Genomic DNA, 22,096 nt, shown 5'->3' with positions numbered 1-22,096 from the left:
GTGAGCAGGGCCAGCGCCGTCCTCAGTCCGGTGCCACCAGCCGGAACCCGACCCCCCGCACGGTGCGCAGGTAGCGCGGCTTCGCCGCGGACTCGCCCATCTTTCTGCGGAGCCAGTACAGGTGAACGTCGATGGTCTGATCCTCGCCGACCGATGGCTGCCGCCATACCTCCTCCAAGAGTTCCCGGCGGGACACTACCCGCCCGGGTCGTGCGGCGAGATACGCCAGCAGGTCGAATTCCTTACGGGTCAGCGCCAGCGGCTCCCCGTCGAGTTGGGCGCTGCGCTCGCCCACGTCCACCCGCAGCCCGCCGACGCTGTGCACCGCCGGCTGCACGGTCCGACTGGCCCGTCCGGCCCGGCGCAGCACCGTGGTGATCCGCGCGTCCAGGTGCGCCCCGGTGAACGGCTTGACCATGTAGTCGTCCGCGCCGGCACGCAGCAGCTTGACCACCGACTGCTCGTCGTCCCGGGCCGTCGCGATGATGATCGGGACGTCGGTGATGCCGCGCAGCATCCGCAGCGCGTCCGAGCCGTCCAGGTCCGGCAGGCCCAGGTCGAGCACCACCAGGTCGGGTGTCTCCGCCGCGACCCGGCGCAGCGCGTCCAACGCGGTACCCACGGCGTGCACGGCGTGTCCCCGGTCGGTGAGGGACCGCAGCATCGCGCCGCGTACGACGTGATCGTCTTCGACCAGGAGCACGGAGGCCACGACAAGACCGTACTTGGCCTGGCAAGTTGATCGCGTTGCGACGTGCCTGGCGAGGGGGCAAGCTGGTACGACGATGTCGTTCACCCTGTTCGTCGATGCCCGCCTGGCTCTCGCCCGGGACAGCCTCGCCGGTCTCTCCACCGGCGACGCGCTCGGGGCACAGTTCTTCCTGCCGAGGGCCGCGCCCACGGATCTCGCCGGGGGCGCGCTGCCGCCGGCCCCCTGGGAGTGGACCGACGACACCGAGATGGCCTGCTCGGTCCTCGCCGAGCTGACCCACTCCGGCGGCATCAACCCCGACCGGCTGGCCCTGGCCTTCGCCGGGCGGTGTTCTCCACTGCGGGGCTACGGCGCCGGCGCGATGACGATCCTGCGGCTGATCCGCGCCGGCACACCGTGGCCGCTGGCCGCCGCCTCCGCCTTCGACGGCCAGGGCTCCTGCGGCAACGGCGCGGCGATGCGGGTCGGCCCGCTGGGCGCGTACTTCGCCGACTCGACCGCGCGTGCCGCGGCGCAGGCCCGCGTCTCGGCCGAGGTGACGCACGCGCACCCGGAGGGAATCGCCGGTGCCGTCGCGGTGGCCGTCGCCGCCGCGCTGGCCGCTCGCGCCCGCCTCGACGGCCATCGGCCGGCCCCGGAGCGGCTGCTCGCCGGGATCGCCGCCGCGCTGGAGCCGGGCACCGAGGTACACCGGAGCGTGAGCCGGGCGGCGGGGCTGCTCGGCCGGCCACTGGATCGGGTGGTGGCGGAACTCGGCAACGGCTCCCGGGTGACCGCCCAGGACACCGTCGGCTTCACCCTCTGGGTGGCCGCCACCCACCTCGACGACTATCCGGCGACGATCCAGAGGTGCGTCCAGGCCGGCGGTGACCTGGACACCACCGCGGCCATCGCCGGAGCGATAGTGGCGGCGTACACGGGTGTCGGCACCCCCGGCGGCGTACCCGAGTCGTGGCTGTCCGCCCGCGAACCGCTACCCACCTGGGCGGCCTGACCGCTGCGCGGGCCGTCCCTGCGCCTGCGCGGTCCGTCCTGCGCCTGCGCGGTCCGTCCTGCGCCTGCGCGGTCCGTCCTGCGCCTGCGCGTGCCGCGCCGGGTCCGCGCTGACCGCGGTGCGCCTGCCCTGTGCGCGGTCCGTCCTGTCTGCGTCGGGTGTGCTGCGCGTGCGTGGGCTTGTTACCGCGCGTCGCTGGCCGCCCTGCCCATGGTCAACTCGGCTTCCTGTAACTCGGGGGCATCACCACGGCGGGGACGGCGCGGTTTTCTGTAACCCGAGTCGATCACCGCGATGCTGTGGGAACAGCGGGCTGCGGCTCGGCGAACCGCGGGTTGGCGGGCGTCGGGTCTGGCGTCTCGTCCTCGTTCGCGTGGTCGGTGATCTCGGCGAGGGTGGCGGTCTCGTCCTCGGCTGGGCCGCCGGTGACCTCGGCGAGCGCGGTGGCCTCGGCCGGGTCGCGTCGGCGCCACCGGCTGACCAGCCAGCCGATCGCGGCACCGCCGCCCAGTCCGGCCAGCAGGCCGGCGGCCAGCATCCCGTCGGCGTTGCCGGACTCCTCGTCGGCACCGCCTGCGGCGGCGGCCGGGGCGTCGACACCGCTGTCCTCGGCGGCTGGCACGCCGGCGGCCGGGCCGCCGTGCCCGCCGTGGGCGGCCGGACCTGCCGCGCCGGGTGCCGGCGGCAGCAGGCGCAGCGCCGGGGCCCGGTGCGGACCGGCGGCGTCCGCCCACCTGACCACCGTGCCATCGGCGTACGTCTGGACGACCTCGAAGGTGAGCCGCTCCGCCTGCGGCATCGGGCCCATGGACAGCGCCAGCCGGGCCGGCCCCGGAGCGCTCTCGCCGACCCGGACCCAGGTCACCGCCGTGGTCACAGTGCTCACCCCGGAGGAGTGGATGCCGGCCACCGGCTTGTCCAGCGTGCGGGAACTGATCGTGGGTGCCCAGCCGTCCACCGACATCGGGTAGACCTCGGCGATCGGCGCGTCGGCGGGCAACCGCACCTCGATCTTGTTGGTCTTCGTGCCGGCCCGCTCCTGCGGCACCGCGAACTCCAGACGGACGGCGTCGCCCTGCCGTGCCTCGGCCGGGGTGGTCGTCACGTCCACGGCCTGCGCCGTACCGGGCCAGAGCAGCACCCCGGCCGCGGCCAGCGCGGTCACCGCCCCGATCCGCCGCCGACGTCCACCGTCGTGCGTGCTCGCCATCTTGTGCCCCCATCCCTGTCGACGCGACCGGCACCGGTTTCCGACCACACCTGTAGTTCGGCTCCCGGGCACGAAAGGTTCAACGCCGACCGACAGGAAGGTGCCGTTCCCGACTGCGGGTGGGTGGACCGATAGCATCGGCCAAGAGCCGAGGACCGGCACCGTTTCGTACCACTTGGAGGAGTCACCGTGTCCGCACCCCGTACCCCCGCCGTGGCCGACCCCGTCGTCGTCGCCGCCGGGACGACGGCGGCCGACGCGGTGGCCGCGGCCGGACTGCCCGCGAACGGCCCCAAGGCGATCGTCGTGGTCCGCGACCCGCAGGGCCAACTGCGCGACCTGGACTGGGCGCCGACCGAGGAGACCGTGGTCGAGCCGGTCAGCCTGGACTCGCCCGACGGGCTCACCGTGCTGCGCCACTCCACCGCGCACGTGCTCGCCCAGGCGGTGCAGGACATCTTCCCCGAGGCCAAGCTGGGCATCGGCCCGCCCATCGAGAACGGCTTCTACTACGACTTCGACGTCGCCAAGCCGTTCCAGCCCGATGACCTCAGCAAGATCGAAAAGCGCATGCAGGAGATCATCAAGTCCGGGCAGCGGTTCCGTCGCCGCCGCTTCGGCAGCCTGGACGAGGCGCGCGCCGAGCTGGCCGACGAGCCGTTCAAGCTGGAGCTGATCGAGGTCAAGGGCGAGGGCCTGGACACCGACGAGGTGATGGAGGTGGGCGGCGGCGAGCTGACCATCTACGACAACCTCGACGCCAAGGAGGACAAGGTCTGCTGGTCGGACCTGTGCCGGGGCCCACACCTGCCGACCACCCGCCTGATCGGCGCGTTCAAGCTGATGCGCTCGGCCGCCGCGTACTGGCGCGGGTCGGAGAAGAACCCCCAACTCCAGCGGGTGTACGGCACCGCGTGGCCGACCCGCGACGAGCTGAAGGCGTACCTGAAGCTGTTGGAGGAGGCCGCCCGGCGCGACCACCGCAAGCTCGGCGCGGACCTGGACCTGTTCAGCTTCCCCGACGAGATCGGCTCGGGCCTGGCGGTCTTCCACCCCAAGGGCGGCATCATCCGCCGCGAGATGGAGCACTACTCGCGGCGGCGGCACGAGGAGGCGGGGTACGAGTTCGTCAACAGCCCGCACATCACCAAGGCGCAGCTGTTCCAGACCTCCGGTCACCTGCCGTACTACGCGGACACCATGTTCCCGCCCATGCAGCTGGAGGGCGCGGACTACTACCTCAAGGCCATGAACTGCCCGATGCACAACCTGATCTTCAGGGCGCGCGGGCGGTCGTACCGGGAGCTGCCGCTGCGGATGTTCGAGTTCGGCACGGTCTACCGGTACGAGAAGTCCGGCGTCGTGCACGGCCTCACCCGGGTGCGTGGCCTGACCCAGGACGACTCGCACATCTACTGCACCCGTGAGCAGATGGCCGGTGAGCTGACCACGCTGCTCAGCTTCGTGCTCGACCTGCTGCGCGACTACGGCCTTGACGACTTCTACCTGGAGCTGTCGACCCGCGACGACTCACCCAAGTTCATCGGCGCGGACGAGGACTGGGCGGAGGCGACCGAGGCGCTGCGCACCGCCGCCGAGACCTCCGGCCTGGACCTGGTGCCCGACCCGGGCGGCGCGGCGTTCTACGGGCCGAAGATCTCCGTGCAGGCCCGCGACGCCATCGGCCGGACGTGGCAGTTGTCCACCCTTCAGGTCGACTTCAACCAGCCGGAGCGGTTCGGCCTGGAATACCAGGCCGCCGACGGCACCCGGCAACGGCCCGTGATGATCCACCGGGCGCTCTTCGGGTCGATCGAGCGGTTCTTCGGGGTGCTCACCGAGCACTACGCGGGCGCGTTCCCGGCCTGGCTGGCCCCGGTGCAGGTGGTCGGCATCCCGATCCGCGAGGACCACACCGACTACCTGCACGGCTTCGTCGCGGCGCTGCGCGCCGAGGGGATCCGGGCCCAGGTGGACGCGGGCGACGACCGGATGCAGAAGAAGATCCGTACGGCGCAGCAGCAGAAGATCCCGTTCATGGTGATCGCCGGTGACGACGACGTGGCCGCCGGCACTGTCTCGTTCCGCTACCGCGACGGCTCCCAGCGCAACGGGGTGCCGATCGCCGAGGCGGTGACCCACGTCCTGGACGTGGTCAGCTCCCGCAGCAACGTCGGCCCGTCGGCCGCCGCGGAGTAACACGCGGGGGCGCCCCGTCCGCCGCGATCTTCGCCGGCGGTCAGCGCTTGGGGGGCGCCTACGGGTCAGATGCCGCAGCTCGGTGCCGACCAGCCCCCGACGGCTGCCACGTGGGTGTGGTCGTTGTGGTCCGGGTAGCCAGGGCCGAGGATCTGTGCGAAGCCGTGGTAGCGGGCCTGCTGCGCCAGTCGGCAGAACGACGGTGACCCGACCAGGTCCACCGCGTCTCCGTACAGGTGCCGGCTGTTCGACGCCCCACCGACCGCGCTGTTGCAGGCGTAGCTGCGGAAGCTGCTGCTGATCGAGATGGCCACGTCACCGAGGGCGTGCCGCAGGGCCTGGAGCTTCCACATCGAGACGAGTGCGTTGGCCCGTGCGGTGCTCGCCGCGACCGCCCCACCGGACCAGTCGCTGTTACACCTGTTCAACTCGGCGTAGCTGAAGTTGGCCGGCGTGCAGTCGTCGTCCTGTAGGGCGTAGAGCCGGTTGAACGTCTGCGCGCCGGCGATGCCGTCCGCGGACAGGCCGTACGCCTGCTGGAAGCGGATCACCGCCGAACGGGTGGCCGGGCCGAACGCGCCGTCGATGGTGAGCACGGCACCGTAGCCGGGGTAGCCGGCAACCCGGATCTGGAGCTGTCGGACGTCTTCGCCGGACGCTCCCTGGGACAGGGCTCGACCCCACGTGTAGCAACCGTCCGCCTGAGCCGCACCGGCGGTGAGGGTGACGCCGGTCACTGTGGTGGCGGCCGTCAGCGCAAGTGCCGCGAGGAGCCTGCCGAGCCGTCGGATCATGAGGCCCTCCATCGATACATACACGATTGTGGATGCATGGAATCTTCAGGTCTCGGTGTTCATCCGTCAAGAATTTGCGGCGACGAGTTTTACCGACGGCGGGTGTCGCGGCCCGACCGGGTGGCTCCGTAGGATCGGCTCGTGACAGGGGCGGAACGGCACACGGACACCGGCGGCATGACGGACGGCCTGGAGCGGCTCTGGACGCCGCACCGGATGACCTACATCTCCGGCGAGGACCGCCCGGCCGAGGGCTACGAGAAGCCCACCGGCTGTCCCTTCTGCCGGGCCCCCAAGCTGCCTCCGGAGGAGAGTCTGGTGGTGGCCCGTGGCGAGCACGTCTTCGTGGTGCTCAACCTCTATCCATACAACCCCGGGCACCTGCTGGTCTGCCCCTACCGGCACGTCGCCGACTACACCGACCTCGACGTGCCGGAGACGACCGAGCTGGCGTCGTACACCCAGACCGCCATGCGGGTGATCCGCAAGGTGAGCAACGCGCACGGCTTCAACCTGGGCATGAACCAGGGCGGGGTGGCCGGCGCCGGCATCGCCGCGCACCTGCACCAACACGTGGTGCCCCGGTGGGGCGGCGACGCCAACTTCATGCCGGTGATCGGCCGCACGAAGGTTCTGCCGCAACTGCTCGGCGACACCCGCGACCTGCTCGCCCGCGCCTGGCCGTCCTGACCACCGGTCGCGCGGCGTCCGCGCCGGACCCTAGTCGGCGCGCAGCAGCGCGGTCAGCTCCGGCCAGGTCTCCACCCGATGTACGCGGGGCAGCAGCGCGGCGTGCGCGGCGACCTCCGCCGGGCGGGGCCGGAACAGGAAGCGGTGCGGCACCGAGTCGAGATAGCCGAGCACCTCCAGCTTGTCGTCCACGAAGTGGGTCAGCCCGAGCCGCCGCGCGATCGGTGCCTTGTCCGGTCGGGTGCGGCAGAAGTGCACCCGCCGCAGGCCGATGCCGGTGCGCGCCGGAAAGTCGTGGTGGGCCAGCCACTCCCGGGTGCGCCGCTCGGTGGACTCACCGCACTTGGACACCAGGTGCACCTCGTCGAACGCCGGATTGAGCGCCGCGAGCGCGTCGAACGCCCCGGCGACGGCGGGGGTACGCAGGTAGTGCGCGCCGAAGAACGACGTGTCCGCGTCGTCGTCGGCCGGCTCGATGAGCACGCCGCCGATATCCACACCCAGCCGTCGCATGGCGCCGATCATGCCGCACCCTGACCGTTGCCGTGCACCCGCGTGTCCGCCTCCGGATCTGCTACGCCGGGGCCCTCCCCAGGTGGCACGATCGGCCGATGGCAGTCACGACACGGGCGTTGGGGCGCAGTGGCATCGAGGTCAGCGCCCTCGGCATGGGGTGCTGGGCGATCGGCGGCCCCTGGGCGGAGGGTGCCCAGCCGCTGGGCTGGGGCGCGGTCGACGACGAGGAGTCGGTGCGGGCGGTACGCCGGGCGCTCGATCTGGGCATCACCCTCTTCGACACCGCCGACACGTACGGTGCCGGGCACAGTGAGCGGGTGCTCGGCCGGGCGCTCGCCGGCCGCCGCGACGACGCCGTGATCGCCACCAAGTGGGGTTACACCTTCGACGAGGCCAGCCGGCAGGCCACCGGGGAGGACGCGTCGCCCGCGTACCTCCGGCGGGCCGTGACGGCTTCCCTGCGCCGGCTCGGCACCGACCGGATCGACCTCTACCAGCTGCACCTGGCCGACCTGTCGGTGCCGCGGGCGCAGGCACTGATCGGGACCTGCGAGGATCTGGTCGCCGAGGGCCTGATCCGGGCGTACGGATGGAGCACCGACCGCCCCGACCGGGCCACCGTGTTCGGTCACGCCGCGGCCGGCGCCACCGCGGTGCGGCACACCCTGTCGGTGCTGCGGGACGCCCCGGAGCTGCTCGCCGTCTGCGACAAGTACGACCTGGCCAGCGTCAACCGAGGCCCGCTGGGGATGGGGCTGCTCACCGGCAAGTACTCGGCCGGGTCGGTGCTGCCCCACGACGACGTACGCGGGTTGGCCCCCGGCTGGCTGGAATGGTTCCGTGGTGGCCGGCCGGCGCCGGAGTGGCTGCGCCGGGTCGGCGCGGTTCGCGCGGCGCTCACCGCCGACGGGCGCACCCTCGCCCAGGGCGCGCTGGGCTGGATCTGGGCCCGCAGTGGTCGCACCATCCCGATCCCCGGCTGCCGTACGGTGGCCCAGGTCGAGGAGAACGCCGCCGCGCTGCACCGAGGCCCGTTGCCGGCGGACCAGTTCGTCGAGGTGGAGCGCCAATTGGCAGCCCTTCGCACCGCAGCCCTCCGCGACGCCGACCGCCCCCACTGGCCCCCTCTCACGCACCCCACCATCCACCCCTGACCAAACCACCCACCCCACGCTGCCCGACCGCGCCGTGCCCGCCCATGCCCGCACCGCGCCGCGCCGCGCCGCTAGTCAGTGTCGATCATGCAGTTGTGGTTCCCCTTGAATCAGGCATAACTAGCATCTTCTGCCCACCACAACTCCATGATCGACGCGCGAGCCGAGCCGAGCCGAGCCGCGCTGAGCCGAGCGCTCAGGGTCGGGGTCGTGGATCAGGTGCGCTGGGGAGTTGGGTTGGCCGGGGTAGTTGTTCGCCCTTTGCTCTGCTTCGACGAGTGCGACAACCCATGACGCTGTTCTCGTCGCGTCGAGTGAAGCAGAGCAAAGGGCCCGGGACGGCCGGGGTTACGGGGTGTGTTCCTTGCGGATCTGGTCGGCCAGGTGCGCGGGCATGGTGTCGTGGCGCACGAAGTGGCGACGGAAGGTGCCGGTGCCGGCAGTCATCGAGCGCAGCTCGACGGCGTAGCGCAGCAACTCGGTGGCCGGCACCTCGGCCCGGACGAGGGTGCGACCCTCGGTGTCCGGGTCCGGTTCGGTGCCGAGCACCCGGCCGCGTCGGCCGGACAGGTCGCCCAGCACCGTGCCCACCGAGCCGTCCGACACCCGGATGGTGACCTCGTCGATTGGCTCCAGCAGCGCCGGCTGACCACGGTCGGCGGCGTCGCGCAGTGCCAGCGCTCCGGCGGTCTGGAAGGCCGCGTCGGAGGAGTCGACGCTGTGCGCCTTGCCGTCGACAAGTGTCACCCGCAGGTCCACCACCGGGTGGCCGGCGACCAGGCCGCGCTCCAGTTGGGCGCGGACGCCCTTCTCCACCGACGGGATGTAGTTGTGCGGCACCGCGCCGCCGACGACCCGGTCGACGAACTCGAAGCCGCTGCCCTGCGGCAGGGGCTCGACCTCGATGTCGCAGACCGCGTACTGGCCGTGCCCGCCGGACTGCTTGACGTGCCGGCCGTGCCCCTTCGCGGGCACCGTCAGCGTCTCGCGCAGCGACACCCGGACCGGCTCGGTGTCCAGCTCGACGCCGCCGGCGCGCAGCCGGTCGAGTACCACGTCGGCGTGCGCCTCGCCCATGCACCAGAGCACCAACTGGTGGGTCTCCGGGTTGCGTTCCAGCCGCAGGGTGGGGTCGCCGGCGACCAGCCGGGCCAGGTTGCGGGCCAGGGCGTCCTCGTCGGCGCGGCTGCGGGCGACGACCGCCACCGGCAGCAGCGGCTCCGGCATCTCCCAGGGGGCGATCAGCAGCGGGTCGTCAGTGGCCGCGATGGTGTCGCCGGTCTCGGCGGTGCCCGACTTGGTGATCGCGCAGATGTCGCCGGCCACACAGAACGGCACCTCCCGCACTGTGGCGCCCAGCGGGGTGTAGATGTGCCCCACCCGCTCGTCGGCGTCGTGGTCGGGGTGGCCGCGGTCGGCCATCCCGTGCCCGCAGATGTGCACTGTCTGCTCGGGGCGCAACGTGCCGGAGAAGACCCGGACCAGGGAGACCCGCCCGACGTGCCGATCGACTGTGGTCTTGACGACCTCGGCGACGAGCGGCCCGTCCGGGTCGCAGGTCAGCGGCGGGCGGGGCGAGCCGTCCACGCCGGTGACCGCCGGCAGCTCGTGCTCCAGCGGCGACGGGAACGCGGCGGTCAGCACCTCCAGCAGCACGTCCAGCCCCACCCCGGTCTCGGCGCAGACCGGCACCACCGGGTAGAAGTGCCCCCGGGCGACGGCCTTCTCCAGGTCGTCGATGAGCACCTCGTCGCCGATCTCCTCGCCGTCGAGGTAGCGGTCCATGAGGGTCTCGTCCTCGCTCTCGGCGATGATCCCCTCGATCAGCTCGTCGCGCGACTCGTCGATGGCCCGCTGGTGCTCCGGGTCCGGGGCGCGCACGTCGGCGGGCAGCCCGGCGGAGTAGTCGAAGACCCGGCGGGTGATCAGACCGAGCAGACCCTCGGTGGACACCCCGTCGTCGCCGAGCATCGGCAGGTAGAGGGGCATCACGTTGTCGCCGAAGAGCCGCTGGCAGAGCGCCACCGTCTCGTCGACGTCGGCGCGGGGCTGATCCAGGCGGGACACCGCGACCGCGCGGGGCAGGTCGACAGCCGCGCACTCCTCCCACAGGGCGACGGTGGCCGCGTCCATGCCGCCCGCCGCGGAGACGACGAAGAGCGCGGCGTCGGCGGCCCGCAGCCCGGCGCGCAGCTCACCGACGAAGTCGGCGTACCCGGGGGTGTCCAGCAGGTTGACCTTGATGCCGTTGTGCAGCAGCGGTGCGCAGGACAGGCTCACCGAGCGCTGCTGGCGTACCGCCGCCGGGTCGTGGTCGCCGACAGTGGTGCCGTCGACCACGGCGCCGGCCCGGCCGATCGTGCCGGTGGCCGCGAGCAGGGCCTCGACAAGTGTCGTCTTGCCCGCTCCGGAGTGCCCGACGAGCACCACGTTGCGAACCCGCTCGGGCTCGGTCACCACCGGCACGCCGCCGGTGGAACCCTTCTCCTGACTTTTCTGCGCCATGGGGCGCACCTCCCTCGGCCGGTGGTGGGTGGCGACTGCCGCGCGACGGGAAGCGGCCCGGGGCGAGTGCGCGGCAGTATCCTCCGGTGGTCTGCTGCACAACGGGAACGGGACGGGCGGACGGGTGAGCTGGCTCACCCTCCGGCTCGATCTCACACCCGTTGTCGGGTAGGCACAAGCCTCTCCCGGGCGGGTCGGAGGGGCGGCCGTATCGGCGGACCTGGGCGGACCGTTATCGTGGGGACCGCCATGGCGAAGATCTTCCAAGTGTCGGTCCGCGCGGGGATGACCCGCGTCGTCGAGCCGATCGCCCGTGCCCTGCTGCGCGCGGGCGTAACCCCCAATGCCGTCACCGTCGCGGGCACCGTTGGTGTGCTCGTCGGTGCGCTCGGCTTCGGTGCCCGCGGCCATCTGGTCGCGGGCGCGTTGATCGTTACCCTTTTCGCGCTCACCGACCTGCTCGACGGGACGATGGCCCGGATGAGCGGCGGCTCCACCAAGTTCGGCGCGTTCCTCGACTCAAGCATGGACCGGGTCGCCGACAGCGCCGTCTTCGGAGCTGTCGCGTACTGGCTGGCCACCCAGGGCAACCACTCCGGGGTGGCCGCCGCGTTGGTCTGCCTGGCCGCCGGCGGTCTCGTCTCCTACGTCAAGGCCCGCGCCGAAGGGCTCGGCATGACCTGCAACGTGGGCATCGCCGAACGCACCGAGCGGCTGCTGATCGTCGGGGTCGGCGGGATCCTCACCGGCCTGAACGTGAAGCCGGCGTTGGAGATCGCGCTCTGGCTGCTCGCCGCGGTGTCGATCTTCACGGTGGGGCAGCGGATGGCGCACGTCTACCGCCAGGCCCAGCAGCTCCAGCCGGACGGCCAGGCGTGAGCGGCGCGTCGACGGCCCGGCACCGGACGACCGGCGGCCGGGCCGCGTGAACCTCACCGAGCTGGGCTACGTCGCCGGCTGGCGGGTGGTCCGCGCGCTGCCCCGGCCGCTGGCGGCGGCGGCGTTCCAGGCGGGCGCGGACCGCGCCCACCGCCGCCCCGGCGGGGGTACGGCCCGACTGCGCGCGAACCTGCGCCGGGTGGTCGGCCCGGAGCTGCCCGAGGCCGAGCTGGACGATCTCGTCAAGCGTGGACTCCGCTCGTACGCCAGGTACTGGATGGAGGCGTTCCGGCTGCCCGCGTTGAGCCGGGCGCAGATCGCGGCCGGCTTCCGACTCGACGGGGCGGAGTTGCTCGCCGCCGACGTGGCCGCCGGCCGGGGCGCCGTGGTGGCGCTGCCGCACGCCGGTAACTGGGACGCCGCCGGCGCCTGGGTGGCGACCAACGGCTGGCCGCTCACCACTGTCATGGAACGGCTCAAACCGGACGGCGTGTACAAGCGTTTCATGGCCTTCCGGGCGGGTCTGGGGATGGAGATCCTGCCGACCCACGGCGGGCCGCGTCCGGCGTTCGACGTGCTGCTGGAGCGTCTACGTGCCGGTGCGGTGGTGCCGTTGCTCGCCGACCGGGACCTCTCCGCCCGGGGGGTGGAGGTGGACTTCTTCGGCGGGAAGACCCGGATGCCGGCCGGGCCGGCGCTGCTCGCCCTGCACACCGGTGCGCCGCTCTACGTGGCCTCCATGTGGTACGAATCGGATGCGGCGTGCGCGTCGCTCGCCGGCCCGCTGCCGGTGCCGGGGCCTGAGGCGGGGCCACTTGACCAGCGGGTCCGTTCGCTGACCCAGCTGATCGCCGACGGTCTGGCGGCGGGCATCGCCCGGCATCCGGAAGACTGGCACATGTTGCAGCGGATGTGGCTGGACCAGCGGGGGGCGGGGGACGGCTCGGCGCTGCCCTCGTCGGCTCCCGATCGGGCCTGAGGAGGTGGGGAGCACTGTGGGACGGTGTTCCGCGGTCGTGGGCGGGAGGCGCTGACCCATGCGGATCGGCATCGTGTGCCCGTACTCCTTCGATGTTCCCGGCGGGGTGCAGAACCACGTGATGGACCTGGCCGAGGCGCTGATCGCGCTCGGCCACGAGGTCAGCGTGCTCGCACCGGCCGACGAGGACTCGCCGCTGCCGGAGTACGTGGTGTCCGCCGGTCGTGCCGTGCCGCTGCCGTACAACGGCTCGGTGGCCCGGATCGCGTTCGGGCCGGTCTCCACCGCCCGGGTGCGGCGTTGGATCATCAACGGCGACTTCGACGTGCTGCACGTGCACGAGCCGCTCACGCTGAGCCTGTCGCTGCTGGCCGTGCTCTCCGCGCGCGGGCCGGTGGTGGCCACGTTCCACACCGCGATGACCCGGTCCCGGGTTCTCGCCGCGGCGCAGGGTGTCCTCCAGATCGTGTTGGAGCGGATCACCGCCCGGATCGCGGTCAGTGCGCTGGCCCGCAAGGTGCAGGTCGAGCACATGGACGGCGGGGCGGTGGAGATCCCCAACGGGGTGGCGGTGGCCAAGTTCGCCGACGCCGAGCCGTTGCCGGGCTGGCCGGGGGAGTGCGCCCCGGGCACCGGCGGCACCCTGGGCTTCCTGGGCCGGTTCACCGAGGCGCGCAAGGGCTTCCCGGTGCTGCGCGACGCGTTCGTGGCGTTGGCCGCCACCCGGCCCGGGCTGCGGTTGCTCGTCGCCGGCCCGGGGGACCCCGACGACCTGTACGACCAGTTCCCGGCCGAGCTGCACGAGCGGGTCACGTTCCTCGGGCTGGTCACCGAACCGGACAAGGCGCGGATGCTGCGCAGTGTGCACCTCTACGTGGCACCGAACACCGGTGGCGAGTCGTTCGGCATGATCCTCACCGAGGCGTTGGCCGCCGGTACCACGGTGATCGCCAGCGACCTGGACGCGTTCCGGCGGGTGCTCGACGGCGGGCGCGCCGGTCGGCTCTTCCCCACCGGTGACCCGGTGGGGCTGCGCGACGCGGTGACGGAGCTGCTGGACGACCCGCCCGGGCGGGCCACGTTGAGCGCGTGCGGCGATCAGGTGGTGGCGAATTTCGACTGGCCGGTGGTTGCTCGCCGCGTTCTGGAGGTATACGCAGCGGCGATCGAGGCAACCGACGGGCGGGTCATCGACCAGGAGTGGGTGGGGCTGGGCTGAGCCGGTGTGACGCATGGCGCGGACGACGACCGGAGTGACCGGTGGGGCCGCGCCCAATCGGAGGCGGAACGGAGCAGCACTACGATGCCGCACATGTGGTGGGTGGTGGCCGCGATCGTGGCCGTGGGGCTGGTCGGGGCGTACCTCGTCTGGACCGCCGGCCGGGTGCAGCGGTTGCAGGGCCGCGCGGAGCTGGCGGCCCGGGCCCTCGACGCCCACCTGCTGCGCCGCGCCGCGGCGGCGGCGGTGCTGGCGGAGCGGCGCTTCGGTGTCGAGCTGTACGCGGCGGCCCGCATCGCCCTGGACGCCAGCCCGGACGAGCGGGAGGCGGCGGAGAACGACCTGACCCGGCAGTTGCGGGTGGTCCAGTTGGATCCGGGCGATCCGGACTGTGGGGCGGTCATCGCCGCCAGTCGCCGGCTCGCGCTGTCCCGGCAGGTGCACACCGACCTGGTGCGGGACGCCCGCTCGGCGCGTAGCCGTCCGTTGGTGCGGGTGTTGCGGATGGGACGGGGTCGGGAGTGGCCGCGCTACTTCGACATCGACGACCCGACCCTCACGGTGCCGACGGACGTCCCCGCGAGCTGACCCGCGCGGTCGCCGGGAGCCGGTGACCCGGGCCACAATGCAGGCCACCGGGGGTCTGATTGGCTGTCGGTACGGCGTTGCTCCGCGCGTAGCATTTTCGCTGCCACCCCCCAGAGCACGTCCAAGGAGCGATGACCCGTGCCCGAAAACACCGTCTCGAACCCCGGTACGGCCCCCGTCGTCGGCACCGCCCGCGTGAAGCGCGGCATGGCCGAGATGCTCAAGGGCGGCGTGATCATGGATGTGGTCAACGCCGAGCAGGCCAAGATCGCTGAGGACGCCGGCGCGGTCGCGGTGATGGCCCTGGAGCGGGTGCCCGCCGACATCCGCGCGCAGGGCGGGGTGTCCCGGATGAGCGACCCCGACATGATCGACGGGATCATCGCGGCGGTCTCCATCCCGGTGATGGCCAAGGCCCGCATCGGTCACTTCGTGGAGGCGCGGATCCTCCAGTCGTTGGGCGTGGACTACGTCGACGAGTCCGAGGTGCTGACCCCGGCCGACTACGCCAACCACATCGACAAGTGGGCGTTCACGGTGCCCTTCGTGTGTGGCGCGACGAACCTGGGCGAGGCGCTGCGGCGGATCACCGAGGGCGCGGCCATGATCCGTTCCAAGGGCGAGGCGGGCACCGGTGACGTCTCCAACGCCACCACCCACATGCGGAGGATCCGCCAGGAGATCGCCCGGCTGTCGTCGCTGCCGGCCGACGAGCTGTACGTGGCGGCCAAGGAGTTGCAGGCCCCGTACGAGCTGGTCAAGGAGGTCGCCGAGAGCGGCAAGCTGCCGGTCGTGCTGTTCACCGCCGGCGGGATCGCCACCCCGGCCGACGCGGCGATGATGATGCAGCTCGGCGCGGAGGGCGTGTTCGTCGGTTCCGGCATCTTCAAGGCGGGCAACCCGGCACAGCGGGCCGCGGCGATCGTCAAGGCCACCACCTTCCACGACGACCCGGACGTGCTGGCGAAGGTCTCCCGTGGCCTCGGCGAGGCCATGGTCGGCATCAACGTCGACGAGATCCCGCAGCCGCACCGCCTGGCCGAGCGGGGCTGGTAGGCATGGGCGCGCCCACCATCGGTGTGCTCGCGCTCCAGGGGGATGTCCGCGAGCACGTGGCGGCGTTGGCGGCGGCGGGCGCGGACGCCCGCCCGGTCCGCCGACCGGCGGAGCTGGACGCGGTGGACGGCCTGGTCGTCCCCGGCGGCGAGTCCACCACCATCAGCAAACTCGCCGACATCTTCGAGATGCGCGAGCCGATCGACAAGCGGATCGCCGACGGCATGCCGGTCTACGGCTCCTGCGCCGGCATGATCATGCTGGCGACCGAGGTGCTCGACGGTCGATCCGACCAGCGGGGCTTCGCCGGCATCGACATGACCGTCCGCCGCAACGCGTTCGGCCGGCAGGTCGACTCGTTCGAGGCGCCGGTGACCATCACCGGGGTGCCCGGTGGGCCGTTCCACGCGGTCTTCATCCGCGCACCGTGGGTAGAGCGGGTCGGCGACGGCGTCCAGGTGATCGGCTCGGTGGCCGGCGGGCCGGCGGCCGACCGGATCGTGGCGGTCCGGCAGGGCAACCTGCTGGCCACCTCGTTCCACCCGGAGCTGACCGGTGACCTGCGCGTGCACGCGTACTTCGTGGATCTGGTCCGCGCCGCCTGAGCGGCCCGGCCAGGCGGCCGCCCGGGCATGTTCTCCGCCCCCGCCTGGTTGTCCTTCGGGTGAGCCGGGTGACCCGGCGGCACCCCGAGGCGGTGCCGGATGTGACACGCCCGGGTGTGACCTCGGTAAGATTGCCGCGGTTCGGCAGGGCCGTCGCCCGGCGCGGCAATTCCCGCGGAGCCGACCGGCCGCCGACCCGCCGGATGTGGCGCGTAATTCGGTGCGGCAGTCGATGCAGGCGTGGAATGACAGACGGAGGTAGAAGATGTCCGGCCACTCAAAGTGGGCGACGACCAAGCACAAGAAGGCCGTCATCGACGCCAAGCGCGGCAAGATGTTCGCCAAGCTGATCAAGAACGTCGAGGTGGCCGCGCGGATCGGCGGCGGTGACCCCACCGGCAACCCGACGCTCTACGACGCCATCCAGAAGGCGAAGAAGAGCTCGGTGCCGAACGACAACATCGACCGTGCCGTCAAGCGCGGCTCCGGCCTGGAGGCCGGCGGCGCCGACTGGCAGACGATCATGTATGAGGGGTACGGCCCGAACGGCGTGGCCATGCTCATCGAGTGCCTCACCGACAACCGCAACCGGGCGGCGACCGAGGTGCGCACCGCGCTGACCCGCAACGGCGGCTCGCTCGCCGACGCCGGCTCGGTGTCGTACATGTTCTCCCGCAAGGGCGTGGTGATCGTCCCCAAGGAGGGCACCAGCGAGGACGACGTGATGCTTGCCGTCCTCGACGCCGGCGCCGAGGAGGTCAACGACCTCGGTGAGGCGTACGAGGTGGTCTCCGAGCCGACCGACCTGATCGGAGTGCGGACCGCGTTGCAGGACGCCGGCATCGAGTACGAGTCGGCCGAGTCCTCCCTCGTCCCCAGCATGAACATCCCGCTGGACGAGGAGGGCGCCCGCAAGATCTTCAAGCTGATCGACGTCCTCGAAGACTGCGACGACGTGCAGAACGTCTACGCCAACTTCGACGTCAGCGACGACGTGATGGCCGCGGTCGACGCCTGAGGGCGGTCGAGACGAGCACGGTACGGCTGAGTTCCGGGAGATGCAGCAGCGAGCCCCAGCCTCACACCGAGGCTGGGGCTCCCCTGCGTCTAGCCAACCTGGAGCGGTTTTCTGGCTGGAGGCTTGCGCCCGGCGGGGGTTGGCCTCGGTGGTGGGGGTGGCACGTATGTCACGTGCTCGGGCATCAGGAACAGGGCGCGTCGGGCTATCGCGTCGCCCTTGTCGTCGAGCTGGTAGCAGTCGAGCCAGCACCAACCGTCATAGGTGATCCAGTCGAGTTTCCTGATGACTCGGACGGTAATGGGGATCATGAACTGAACGCTTGCAGCCCGGTCGAGCCGTAGCAGGTCACCGGCCTTCGTCCGACCTTCCTTGCCCGCCAGAGCTTCAACGTCCTGCCTGCTTCGCTCAGCCTGGGGCAGAAGCCGACGGGCGTGCAGCTCGGGCAACGTCCGCGGTTGTGAAGGTCGACGACGAACCCCGCCATGACCACGGTGAAAGGCGGTTCGGGCCGATACTCCTCAAGCATCGTGCCGCCCGTCTCGCTGGTTGCGACGCTTGAGCACCTGCCGTCTGGTGCTGACCTCATCCGGCTTCTTCGGTGGCACGGGAGAAACGCACGCTACGGGCTGATAGGCAGAGCGCTCAACAACATCGATCGGCTCATCAGGTCTCTGAAACCACTTCCAACGGCGCATCAAGCTGCCTCCCGAGAGTCCTTGGGTGGCCGGCACGGAGTGCCTACCCCTAGATCACTCTGCGTGCCGGCCACACCCGCAACCGTAAGCCTGTCTATACAACCTGTCTAGACGGGTATTGTTCGTGTCGTGGCAAGTGAGCGCCCAAGAAGATCGGGAGTACGGTGACGGGCGTGCCTACCCCGCACGTGCCACCGCGCCGATACCGGCTGGTTGCCGACGAACTGCGCCGCCGCATCGAGGCTGGCGTGATCCCACCTGGCGCTTTGCTGCCCAGTGAATCGACCCTGATGGCTGAGTTCTCAGTCGCACGGGGAACCGTTCGTGAAGCCCTGGCGCTGCTGCGGTCTGAGGGCTTGGTCCTGACCGAAGTGGGACGCGGAACCTACGCCAGGCCGGTGATGCCTGTGCGGAGACTCGCTTCTGAGCGGTATCGCAAGGAGCTTGAGCAGGTTCGTAGTGGTGAGCTTGGTACGTCTTTCACCGCTGATCAGCAGGTCGACTGGGCTGCGTACAGCCTGGACAAGGACTTCCGCGAGGTGCCGGCTACTGAGGCGGTAGCAGAGCTGTTCGGCATAGAGCCAGGCACGATGCTTCTCGAACGTCACCTCCTCTTCCGCACTCATGGTGCGCCGCAACAGATGTCCGTCTCATGCCTACTGCTCGACATGGTCGCTGGCACTCCGGTTGCCGATCCTGATAACGAGCCATGGCCGGGCGGCAACACGTCGCAGCTCTACAGCCTCGGGCACACCATCACTGGCGTCCGTGAACGTCCACGATGGAGGCCGCCTTCGCCTGATGAGGCGGAAGCCCTACGCATTCCTGCCGGGGTTCACGTAGTAGTGATCACTCGACAGACGTACGTCGGTGAGCGGGTGGTGGAGGTGGCACACATTGTGCGGCGTGCCGACCTGGTCGACCTGGACTACTGGATTGATCTCACTTGAGCCGAACGCGCTCCGGAGAGGACAACAACGCCCTTGCGTTAGGCGGAATGACTGTTCGTCAACGGGCACTGCCTCGCCGAGCCTGCATCGCGATCTTGCACTTTCTGCCCCGACGTTTGGGGGCATTCCCGCTGAGATCGGCGACAGAAAGTGCAAGATCGGCGCGACTCTTCTGCTCTGCGCGTCTTGATCTACAAGCCCCGTTAGTCAGCAGCAGTTGACCCGTCGGCCACAGCCCTAGCGCAACGGCGTGGAGAGGACAACCTACTAAGGCGCTCCCGCTAACGACTCCAGACGCAAAGAGACCCCCTACCCGAGTGACGCGCTGAAGCTCGGTGCTGTGGGCTAACCGCATCCAGGTCTCCACAGCCAGATCGGCGTCAAAATTTCTTCGTGGTGCCCGTCGTACTCGATGTCTTCGCTGCTCATGAGGGCTCTCCGGGGTAGCTGTAAGCTCCTGGAGGCATCGAGGGGGTTTGTGAAAGCTCATCCTTCGACATGAGCGACGACGTGATGGCCGCGGTCGACGCCTGAGGGCGGCCGACTCGGCAGCACCGAGATCGGGGTGTCCCGCGCGGGGATGCCCCGATTTCCGCACGGCCGAGTTGACCAGGCGATGGCGTCGAACGTGGAGGTGGGAAAGTGGCGGCAGACCGGTTCGCACCGGGTGACGTGGTTGTCCGGCGCGAGATTCTGCGTGGCGAGGTGTGGTTCGGCTGTCCGACGATCTGCGTCGAGGACTCGCCCGACCTGCTCGCCCTCTACCTCCCGCCGGGGGCGGAGTTCGGCTTCCCGACGACCGGGGTCTTCCCGTGTGGCCGTCACCCGTGGGAGACCGCGGGGCACCGCTCGTGGTCGGGGCACGGCAAGCTGATGCTGCAACGCCCCGGCGAGGCGCACTCGGTCGACGTGTTCTGGACCGGCCCGGGGCGCGACTTCGCCGGCTGGTACTTCAACCTCCAGGACCCGTTCCGGCGTACGCCGATCGGGGTGGACACGCTGGACCACGAACTGGACCTGTGGTGGGGCGCGGACGCCGACACCTACGTCTGGAAGGACGTGGAGATCTTCGCCGAGCGCCTCGTCGAGGGCCGCTACCCGGGCATGGGGGATGCCATCCAGGCCGAGGGTGACCGGATCGCGGCGCTACTCGACGCGGGGGAGCGCTGGTGGGACCCGGCGTGGGCGAAGTGGGAGCCCGACCCGGCCTGGTCGACGCCCCCGCTGCCCGCCGGCTGGGACCGGGTGCCGCTCGCCCAGTGAGCCCGAGCGGGCGTCGGCGTCCGATCAGGACACCGACGCCCGTGGTGGCGAACCACCGGCTCAGCCGATCGTCTCCCGCTCCCGCCACGCGGTCCGCAGCGAGGTCCGGCCGTTGGTGCGCAGCAGCGACCCCTCGTACACCCGGGATCCGGCGAGCAGGAACGCACCGGCGGCGAGCAGCAGGATGACGAGCGAGACGAACGGTTCCCAACCGGCCGCGTCCCCGGTGAACAGCCGCAGTGGCATGGCCGTGGGCGACGAGAACGGCAGGTAGGACAGCACCCGCATCGCGGTGTCGTTGTCGTTCAGGAAGATCACCGCGAAGAACGGCAGCATCACGGCGAGCTGCACCGGCGTCGACACGGCGGCGATGTCCTCCTGCCGGTTGGCCAGGGCGCCGGCCGCCGCCCACATCGCCGCGAGCAGGATGAAACCGAGCAGGAAGAACGGCACGAACCAGCCGATCGCGGGGGCGAGCAGGCTGAGCAGGCCGCCACTGTCGCCGAGCTGGAGCCCGATGACCGCCACCACCGCGAGCAACGCGATCTGCCCGAACGCCAGGATGGCGCCGGCCACCACCTTGCCGGCCAACAGCGCCCGCACCGGCACGGCCGCCACCAGGATCTCCACGATCCGGGTCTGCTTCTCCTCGATGACGCTCTGCGCGATCTGCACACCGAACGTCTGCGAGGTGATGAAGAAGACGAACGCGAAGACGAACGGCACCAGGAACGCCACCACGGGGTCGACCGCGTCCGGGTCGAGCAGTTGCACTTCAGGCGCGCTGCTCAACGCCCGTACCACGTCGTCCGGGGCGTCGTCCATGGCGAGCACCTTCGGGCCGGCGACCACCGCGGCGTCCACGTCGTCGTCGCGGACGGCCTGCTCGGCGGCCCGGTCGTCGCGGACCACCCGGACCTCCAGGCCGGCGGCGCGCAGCGGACCGGCCGCACTCTCGGTCACCGCCACGGTGGACGGCCCGCCGGAGAGCAGCGGCGGCAGGATGGTGCCCGCCGCGGCGATCAGCAGGAAGAAGAGGGTGCCGAACAGGAAGGTGCGGTCGCGCAGCTTGACCCGGATCTCCCGTTCGGCGACCAGCCTCGTGGCCTGGGTGATGTTCACTGGGTGACCTCTCGGAAGATCTCGGTGAGCGAGGGGCTGACCGGGCGGAACGCGCGGACCGGACCCCGCGCGAGGGCCGCCCGCAGCACTTGTTGTTCGTCGGCGCCGGCCGGTAGGTCGAAGACCACGCGCGACCCGTCCAGCTCGACGAGTGTCACCCCGGGTTCGTCGCGTACCCAGCCGGCGTCGGTCGCCACCACCAACTCGTAGCGGGGCACCGTGTACGAGTCGCGGAGCTGCTGGCGGCTGCCGGCGGCCCGGATCTCCCCGTCCGCGATGATCACCAGGTCGTCGCAGAGGCGCTCCACGACGTCGAGTTGGTGGCTGGAGAAGAGCACCGGTGCTCCGGCCGCGGCGCGTTCCCGCAGCACGGTGACGACGGTGTCGACGGCGAGGGGGTCGAGGCCGGAGAACGGCTCGTCGAGCACCAGCACCTCGGGGTCGTGCACCAGCGCGGCGGCGATCTGGGCGCGTTGCTGGTTGCCCAGCGACAGCGTCTCCAACAGGTCGTCCCCGCGTTCACCGAGCCCGACGCGGTCCAGCAGCGCGTCGGTGGCCCGCCGGGCGGCGGGGGCGTCCAGGCCGTGCAGCCGGCCCAGGTAGGTCACCTGCTCCCGGGTGGTCATCTTCGGGTAGAGGCCGCGCTCCTCCGGCATGTACCCGAAGCGCCGCCGGTCCTGCCGGGTCAGCGTGGTGCCGCCCCAACTCACCTCGCCGGCGTCCGGGGCGAGCACACCCAGGATGATGCGCATGGTGGTGGTCTTGCCGGCGCCGTTGGCGCCCACGAAACCGGTCATCCGACCGGCCGCCACCTCGAAGGACACGTTCTTGAGCACCTGCCGGTCGCCGAAGCTACGGTCGACGCCGTCGAGGCGAAGCGTTCTGGTCACCCGTCCACGCTAGATCGAACGGCGTGTCCCGCCGTCCGCCCGGTGGGTGAGCGGG

The 22,096-nt window shown here is 71.2% G+C and carries 21 protein-coding genes; 13 read left to right on the top strand and 8 right to left on the bottom strand.

Features of this window, described 5'->3' with window-relative positions:
* Nucleotides 1-22: 22 nt before the first annotated feature.
* Nucleotides 23-712 (bottom strand): response regulator transcription factor, encoded by a 690-nt coding sequence (locus AB0A95_RS17320; protein WP_030489108.1) that lies wholly within the window; start codon nucleotides 710-712, stop codon nucleotides 23-25.
* A gap of 73 nt (nucleotides 713-785) precedes the next feature.
* On the opposite strand from AB0A95_RS17320, the gene AB0A95_RS17315 reads away from it, so the two are divergent.
* The gene (locus AB0A95_RS17315) at nucleotides 786-1,706 is read left to right on the top strand and encodes an ADP-ribosylglycohydrolase family protein (RefSeq protein WP_357556729.1); all 921 of its coding nucleotides are present in this window, start codon (nucleotides 786-788) and stop codon (nucleotides 1,704-1,706) included.
* A 286-nt stretch (nucleotides 1,707-1,992) separates the two neighbouring features.
* Here the strand turns inward: AB0A95_RS17315 and AB0A95_RS17310 are convergent, their stop codons facing one another.
* Nucleotides 1,993-2,916 (bottom strand): DUF1775 domain-containing protein, encoded by a 924-nt coding sequence (locus tag AB0A95_RS17310; RefSeq protein WP_357556728.1) that lies wholly within the window; start codon nucleotides 2,914-2,916, stop codon nucleotides 1,993-1,995.
* Nucleotides 2,917-3,105: 189 nt separating this feature from the next.
* Between AB0A95_RS17310 and thrS the strand changes: the two genes are divergently transcribed.
* The gene (gene thrS / locus AB0A95_RS17305) at nucleotides 3,106-5,115 is read left to right on the top strand and encodes a threonine--tRNA ligase (RefSeq protein ID WP_357556727.1); all 2,010 of its coding nucleotides are present in this window, start codon (nucleotides 3,106-3,108) and stop codon (nucleotides 5,113-5,115) included.
* Between the two features lie 65 nt (nucleotides 5,116-5,180).
* Here thrS and AB0A95_RS17300 read toward each other — a convergent pair whose 3' ends face one another.
* Complete coding sequence (locus AB0A95_RS17300; protein WP_357556726.1) at nucleotides 5,181-5,909, bottom strand: D-Ala-D-Ala carboxypeptidase family metallohydrolase; 729 nt, start codon at nucleotides 5,907-5,909, stop codon at nucleotides 5,181-5,183.
* A 177-nt stretch (nucleotides 5,910-6,086) separates the two neighbouring features.
* On the opposite strand from AB0A95_RS17300, the gene AB0A95_RS17295 reads away from it, so the two are divergent.
* Nucleotides 6,087-6,599, top strand: a complete 513-nt coding sequence (locus AB0A95_RS17295) for an HIT domain-containing protein (RefSeq protein WP_357556797.1) — start codon at nucleotides 6,087-6,089, stop codon at nucleotides 6,597-6,599.
* Between the two features lie 30 nt (nucleotides 6,600-6,629).
* On the opposite strand, the gene AB0A95_RS17290 is transcribed toward AB0A95_RS17295, so the two are convergent.
* A complete protein-coding gene (locus AB0A95_RS17290; protein ID WP_357556725.1) occupies nucleotides 6,630-7,112 on the bottom strand; it encodes a hypothetical protein in 483 nt (160 codons plus the stop codon).
* 98 nt (nucleotides 7,113-7,210) lie between these two features.
* On the opposite strand from AB0A95_RS17290, the gene AB0A95_RS17285 reads away from it, so the two are divergent.
* Nucleotides 7,211-8,269, top strand: coding sequence for an aldo/keto reductase (locus tag AB0A95_RS17285; protein WP_357556724.1), 1,059 nt, complete (start codon nucleotides 7,211-7,213; stop codon nucleotides 8,267-8,269).
* Between the two features lie 348 nt (nucleotides 8,270-8,617).
* Here the strand turns inward: AB0A95_RS17285 and AB0A95_RS17280 are convergent, their stop codons facing one another.
* Nucleotides 8,618-10,774 (bottom strand): elongation factor G-like protein EF-G2, encoded by a 2,157-nt coding sequence (locus tag AB0A95_RS17280; RefSeq protein ID WP_357556723.1) that lies wholly within the window; start codon nucleotides 10,772-10,774, stop codon nucleotides 8,618-8,620.
* Nucleotides 10,775-11,023: 249 nt separating this feature from the next.
* Here AB0A95_RS17280 and pgsA point away from each other — a divergent pair, with 249 nt between their 5' ends.
* From pgsA to AB0A95_RS17245, 7 genes are all read left to right on the top strand, one after another.
* Complete coding sequence (pgsA, locus tag AB0A95_RS17275; RefSeq protein ID WP_357556722.1) at nucleotides 11,024-11,653, top strand: phosphatidylinositol phosphate synthase; 630 nt, start codon at nucleotides 11,024-11,026, stop codon at nucleotides 11,651-11,653.
* Nucleotides 11,654-11,699: 46 nt separating this feature from the next.
* On the top strand, nucleotides 11,700-12,632 hold the full coding sequence (locus tag AB0A95_RS17270; protein ID WP_357556721.1) for a phosphatidylinositol mannoside acyltransferase: 933 nt from the start codon (nucleotides 11,700-11,702) through the stop codon (nucleotides 12,630-12,632).
* A 58-nt stretch (nucleotides 12,633-12,690) separates the two neighbouring features.
* On the top strand, nucleotides 12,691-13,851 hold the full coding sequence (locus AB0A95_RS17265) for a glycosyltransferase family 4 protein (protein ID WP_357556720.1): 1,161 nt from the start codon (nucleotides 12,691-12,693) through the stop codon (nucleotides 13,849-13,851).
* 93 nt (nucleotides 13,852-13,944) lie between these two features.
* Nucleotides 13,945-14,439, top strand: coding sequence for a hypothetical protein (locus tag AB0A95_RS17260; protein ID WP_357556719.1), 495 nt, complete (start codon nucleotides 13,945-13,947; stop codon nucleotides 14,437-14,439).
* Between the two features lie 138 nt (nucleotides 14,440-14,577).
* A complete protein-coding gene (gene pdxS, locus AB0A95_RS17255; RefSeq protein WP_357556718.1) occupies nucleotides 14,578-15,495 on the top strand; it encodes a pyridoxal 5'-phosphate synthase lyase subunit PdxS in 918 nt (305 codons plus the stop codon).
* Nucleotides 15,496-15,497: 2 nt separating this feature from the next.
* Entirely contained in the window at nucleotides 15,498-16,100 is a 603-nt protein-coding gene (pdxT, locus tag AB0A95_RS17250) for a pyridoxal 5'-phosphate synthase glutaminase subunit PdxT (protein ID WP_357556717.1), read from the top strand.
* A 265-nt stretch (nucleotides 16,101-16,365) separates the two neighbouring features.
* Nucleotides 16,366-17,118: a YebC/PmpR family DNA-binding transcriptional regulator gene (locus AB0A95_RS17245; protein WP_357556716.1), complete on the top strand. Its 753-nt coding sequence runs from the start codon at nucleotides 16,366-16,368 to the stop codon at nucleotides 17,116-17,118.
* Nucleotides 17,119-17,207: 89 nt separating this feature from the next.
* On the opposite strand, the gene AB0A95_RS17240 is transcribed toward AB0A95_RS17245, so the two are convergent.
* Nucleotides 17,208-17,429: a hypothetical protein gene (locus AB0A95_RS17240; protein WP_357556796.1), complete on the bottom strand. Its 222-nt coding sequence runs from the start codon at nucleotides 17,427-17,429 to the stop codon at nucleotides 17,208-17,210.
* Nucleotides 17,430-17,989: 560 nt separating this feature from the next.
* Here AB0A95_RS17240 and AB0A95_RS17235 point away from each other — a divergent pair.
* Nucleotides 17,990-18,766, top strand: coding sequence for a GntR family transcriptional regulator (locus AB0A95_RS17235; protein WP_357556715.1), 777 nt, complete (start codon nucleotides 17,990-17,992; stop codon nucleotides 18,764-18,766).
* 642 nt (nucleotides 18,767-19,408) lie between these two features.
* Nucleotides 19,409-20,029, top strand: a complete 621-nt coding sequence (locus AB0A95_RS17230; RefSeq protein WP_357556714.1) for a DUF402 domain-containing protein — start codon at nucleotides 19,409-19,411, stop codon at nucleotides 20,027-20,029.
* 60 nt (nucleotides 20,030-20,089) lie between these two features.
* Here the strand turns inward: AB0A95_RS17230 and AB0A95_RS17225 are convergent, their stop codons facing one another.
* Both AB0A95_RS17225 and AB0A95_RS17220 read right to left on the bottom strand, forming a co-directional pair.
* On the bottom strand, nucleotides 20,090-21,151 hold the full coding sequence (locus AB0A95_RS17225) for an ABC transporter permease (RefSeq protein WP_357556713.1): 1,062 nt from the start codon (nucleotides 21,149-21,151) through the stop codon (nucleotides 20,090-20,092).
* On the bottom strand, nucleotides 21,148-22,041 hold the full coding sequence (locus AB0A95_RS17220) for an ATP-binding cassette domain-containing protein (protein ID WP_357556712.1): 894 nt from the start codon (nucleotides 22,039-22,041) through the stop codon (nucleotides 21,148-21,150). The genes AB0A95_RS17225 and AB0A95_RS17220 overlap by 4 nt, the downstream gene beginning before the upstream one ends.
* Nucleotides 22,042-22,096 lie beyond the last annotated feature (55 nt).

Source organism: Micromonospora sp. NPDC049230 (assembly GCF_040647875.1).
Taxonomy (GTDB): Bacteria; Actinomycetota; Actinomycetes; order Mycobacteriales; family Micromonosporaceae; genus Micromonospora.
This window is presented reverse-complemented; position numbering and strand designations above follow the sequence as displayed.

Excerpts from the sequence above, each read along its gene's own strand:
- AB0A95_RS17285 (WP_357556724.1), top strand. The coding sequence starts at position 7,211 with ATGGCAGTCACGACACGGGCGTTGGGGCGCAGTGGCATCGAGGTCAGC.
- AB0A95_RS17290 (WP_357556725.1), bottom strand. The coding sequence starts at position 7,112 with ATGCGACGGCTGGGTGTGGATATCGGCGGCGTGCTCATCGAGCCGGCC.
- AB0A95_RS17315 (WP_357556729.1), top strand. The coding sequence starts at position 786 with ATGTCGTTCACCCTGTTCGTCGATGCCCGCCTGGCTCTCGCCCGGGAC.
- AB0A95_RS17265 (WP_357556720.1), top strand. The coding sequence starts at position 12,691 with ATGCGGATCGGCATCGTGTGCCCGTACTCCTTCGATGTTCCCGGCGGG.
- AB0A95_RS17310 (WP_357556728.1), bottom strand. The coding sequence starts at position 2,916 with ATGGCGAGCACGCACGACGGTGGACGTCGGCGGCGGATCGGGGCGGTG.
- AB0A95_RS17300 (WP_357556726.1), bottom strand. The coding sequence starts at position 5,909 with ATGATCCGACGGCTCGGCAGGCTCCTCGCGGCACTTGCGCTGACGGCC.
- AB0A95_RS17245 (WP_357556716.1), top strand. The coding sequence starts at position 16,366 with ATGTCCGGCCACTCAAAGTGGGCGACGACCAAGCACAAGAAGGCCGTC.
- AB0A95_RS17295 (WP_357556797.1), top strand. The coding sequence starts at position 6,087 with ATGACGGACGGCCTGGAGCGGCTCTGGACGCCGCACCGGATGACCTAC.
- pgsA (WP_357556722.1), top strand. The coding sequence starts at position 11,024 with ATGGCGAAGATCTTCCAAGTGTCGGTCCGCGCGGGGATGACCCGCGTC.
- pdxT (WP_357556717.1), top strand. The coding sequence starts at position 15,498 with ATGGGCGCGCCCACCATCGGTGTGCTCGCGCTCCAGGGGGATGTCCGC.
- AB0A95_RS17280 (WP_357556723.1), bottom strand. The coding sequence starts at position 10,774 with ATGGCGCAGAAAAGTCAGGAGAAGGGTTCCACCGGCGGCGTGCCGGTG.
- AB0A95_RS17260 (WP_357556719.1), top strand. The coding sequence starts at position 13,945 with ATGTGGTGGGTGGTGGCCGCGATCGTGGCCGTGGGGCTGGTCGGGGCG.
- AB0A95_RS17240 (WP_357556796.1), bottom strand. The coding sequence starts at position 17,429 with ATGATCCCCATTACCGTCCGAGTCATCAGGAAACTCGACTGGATCACC.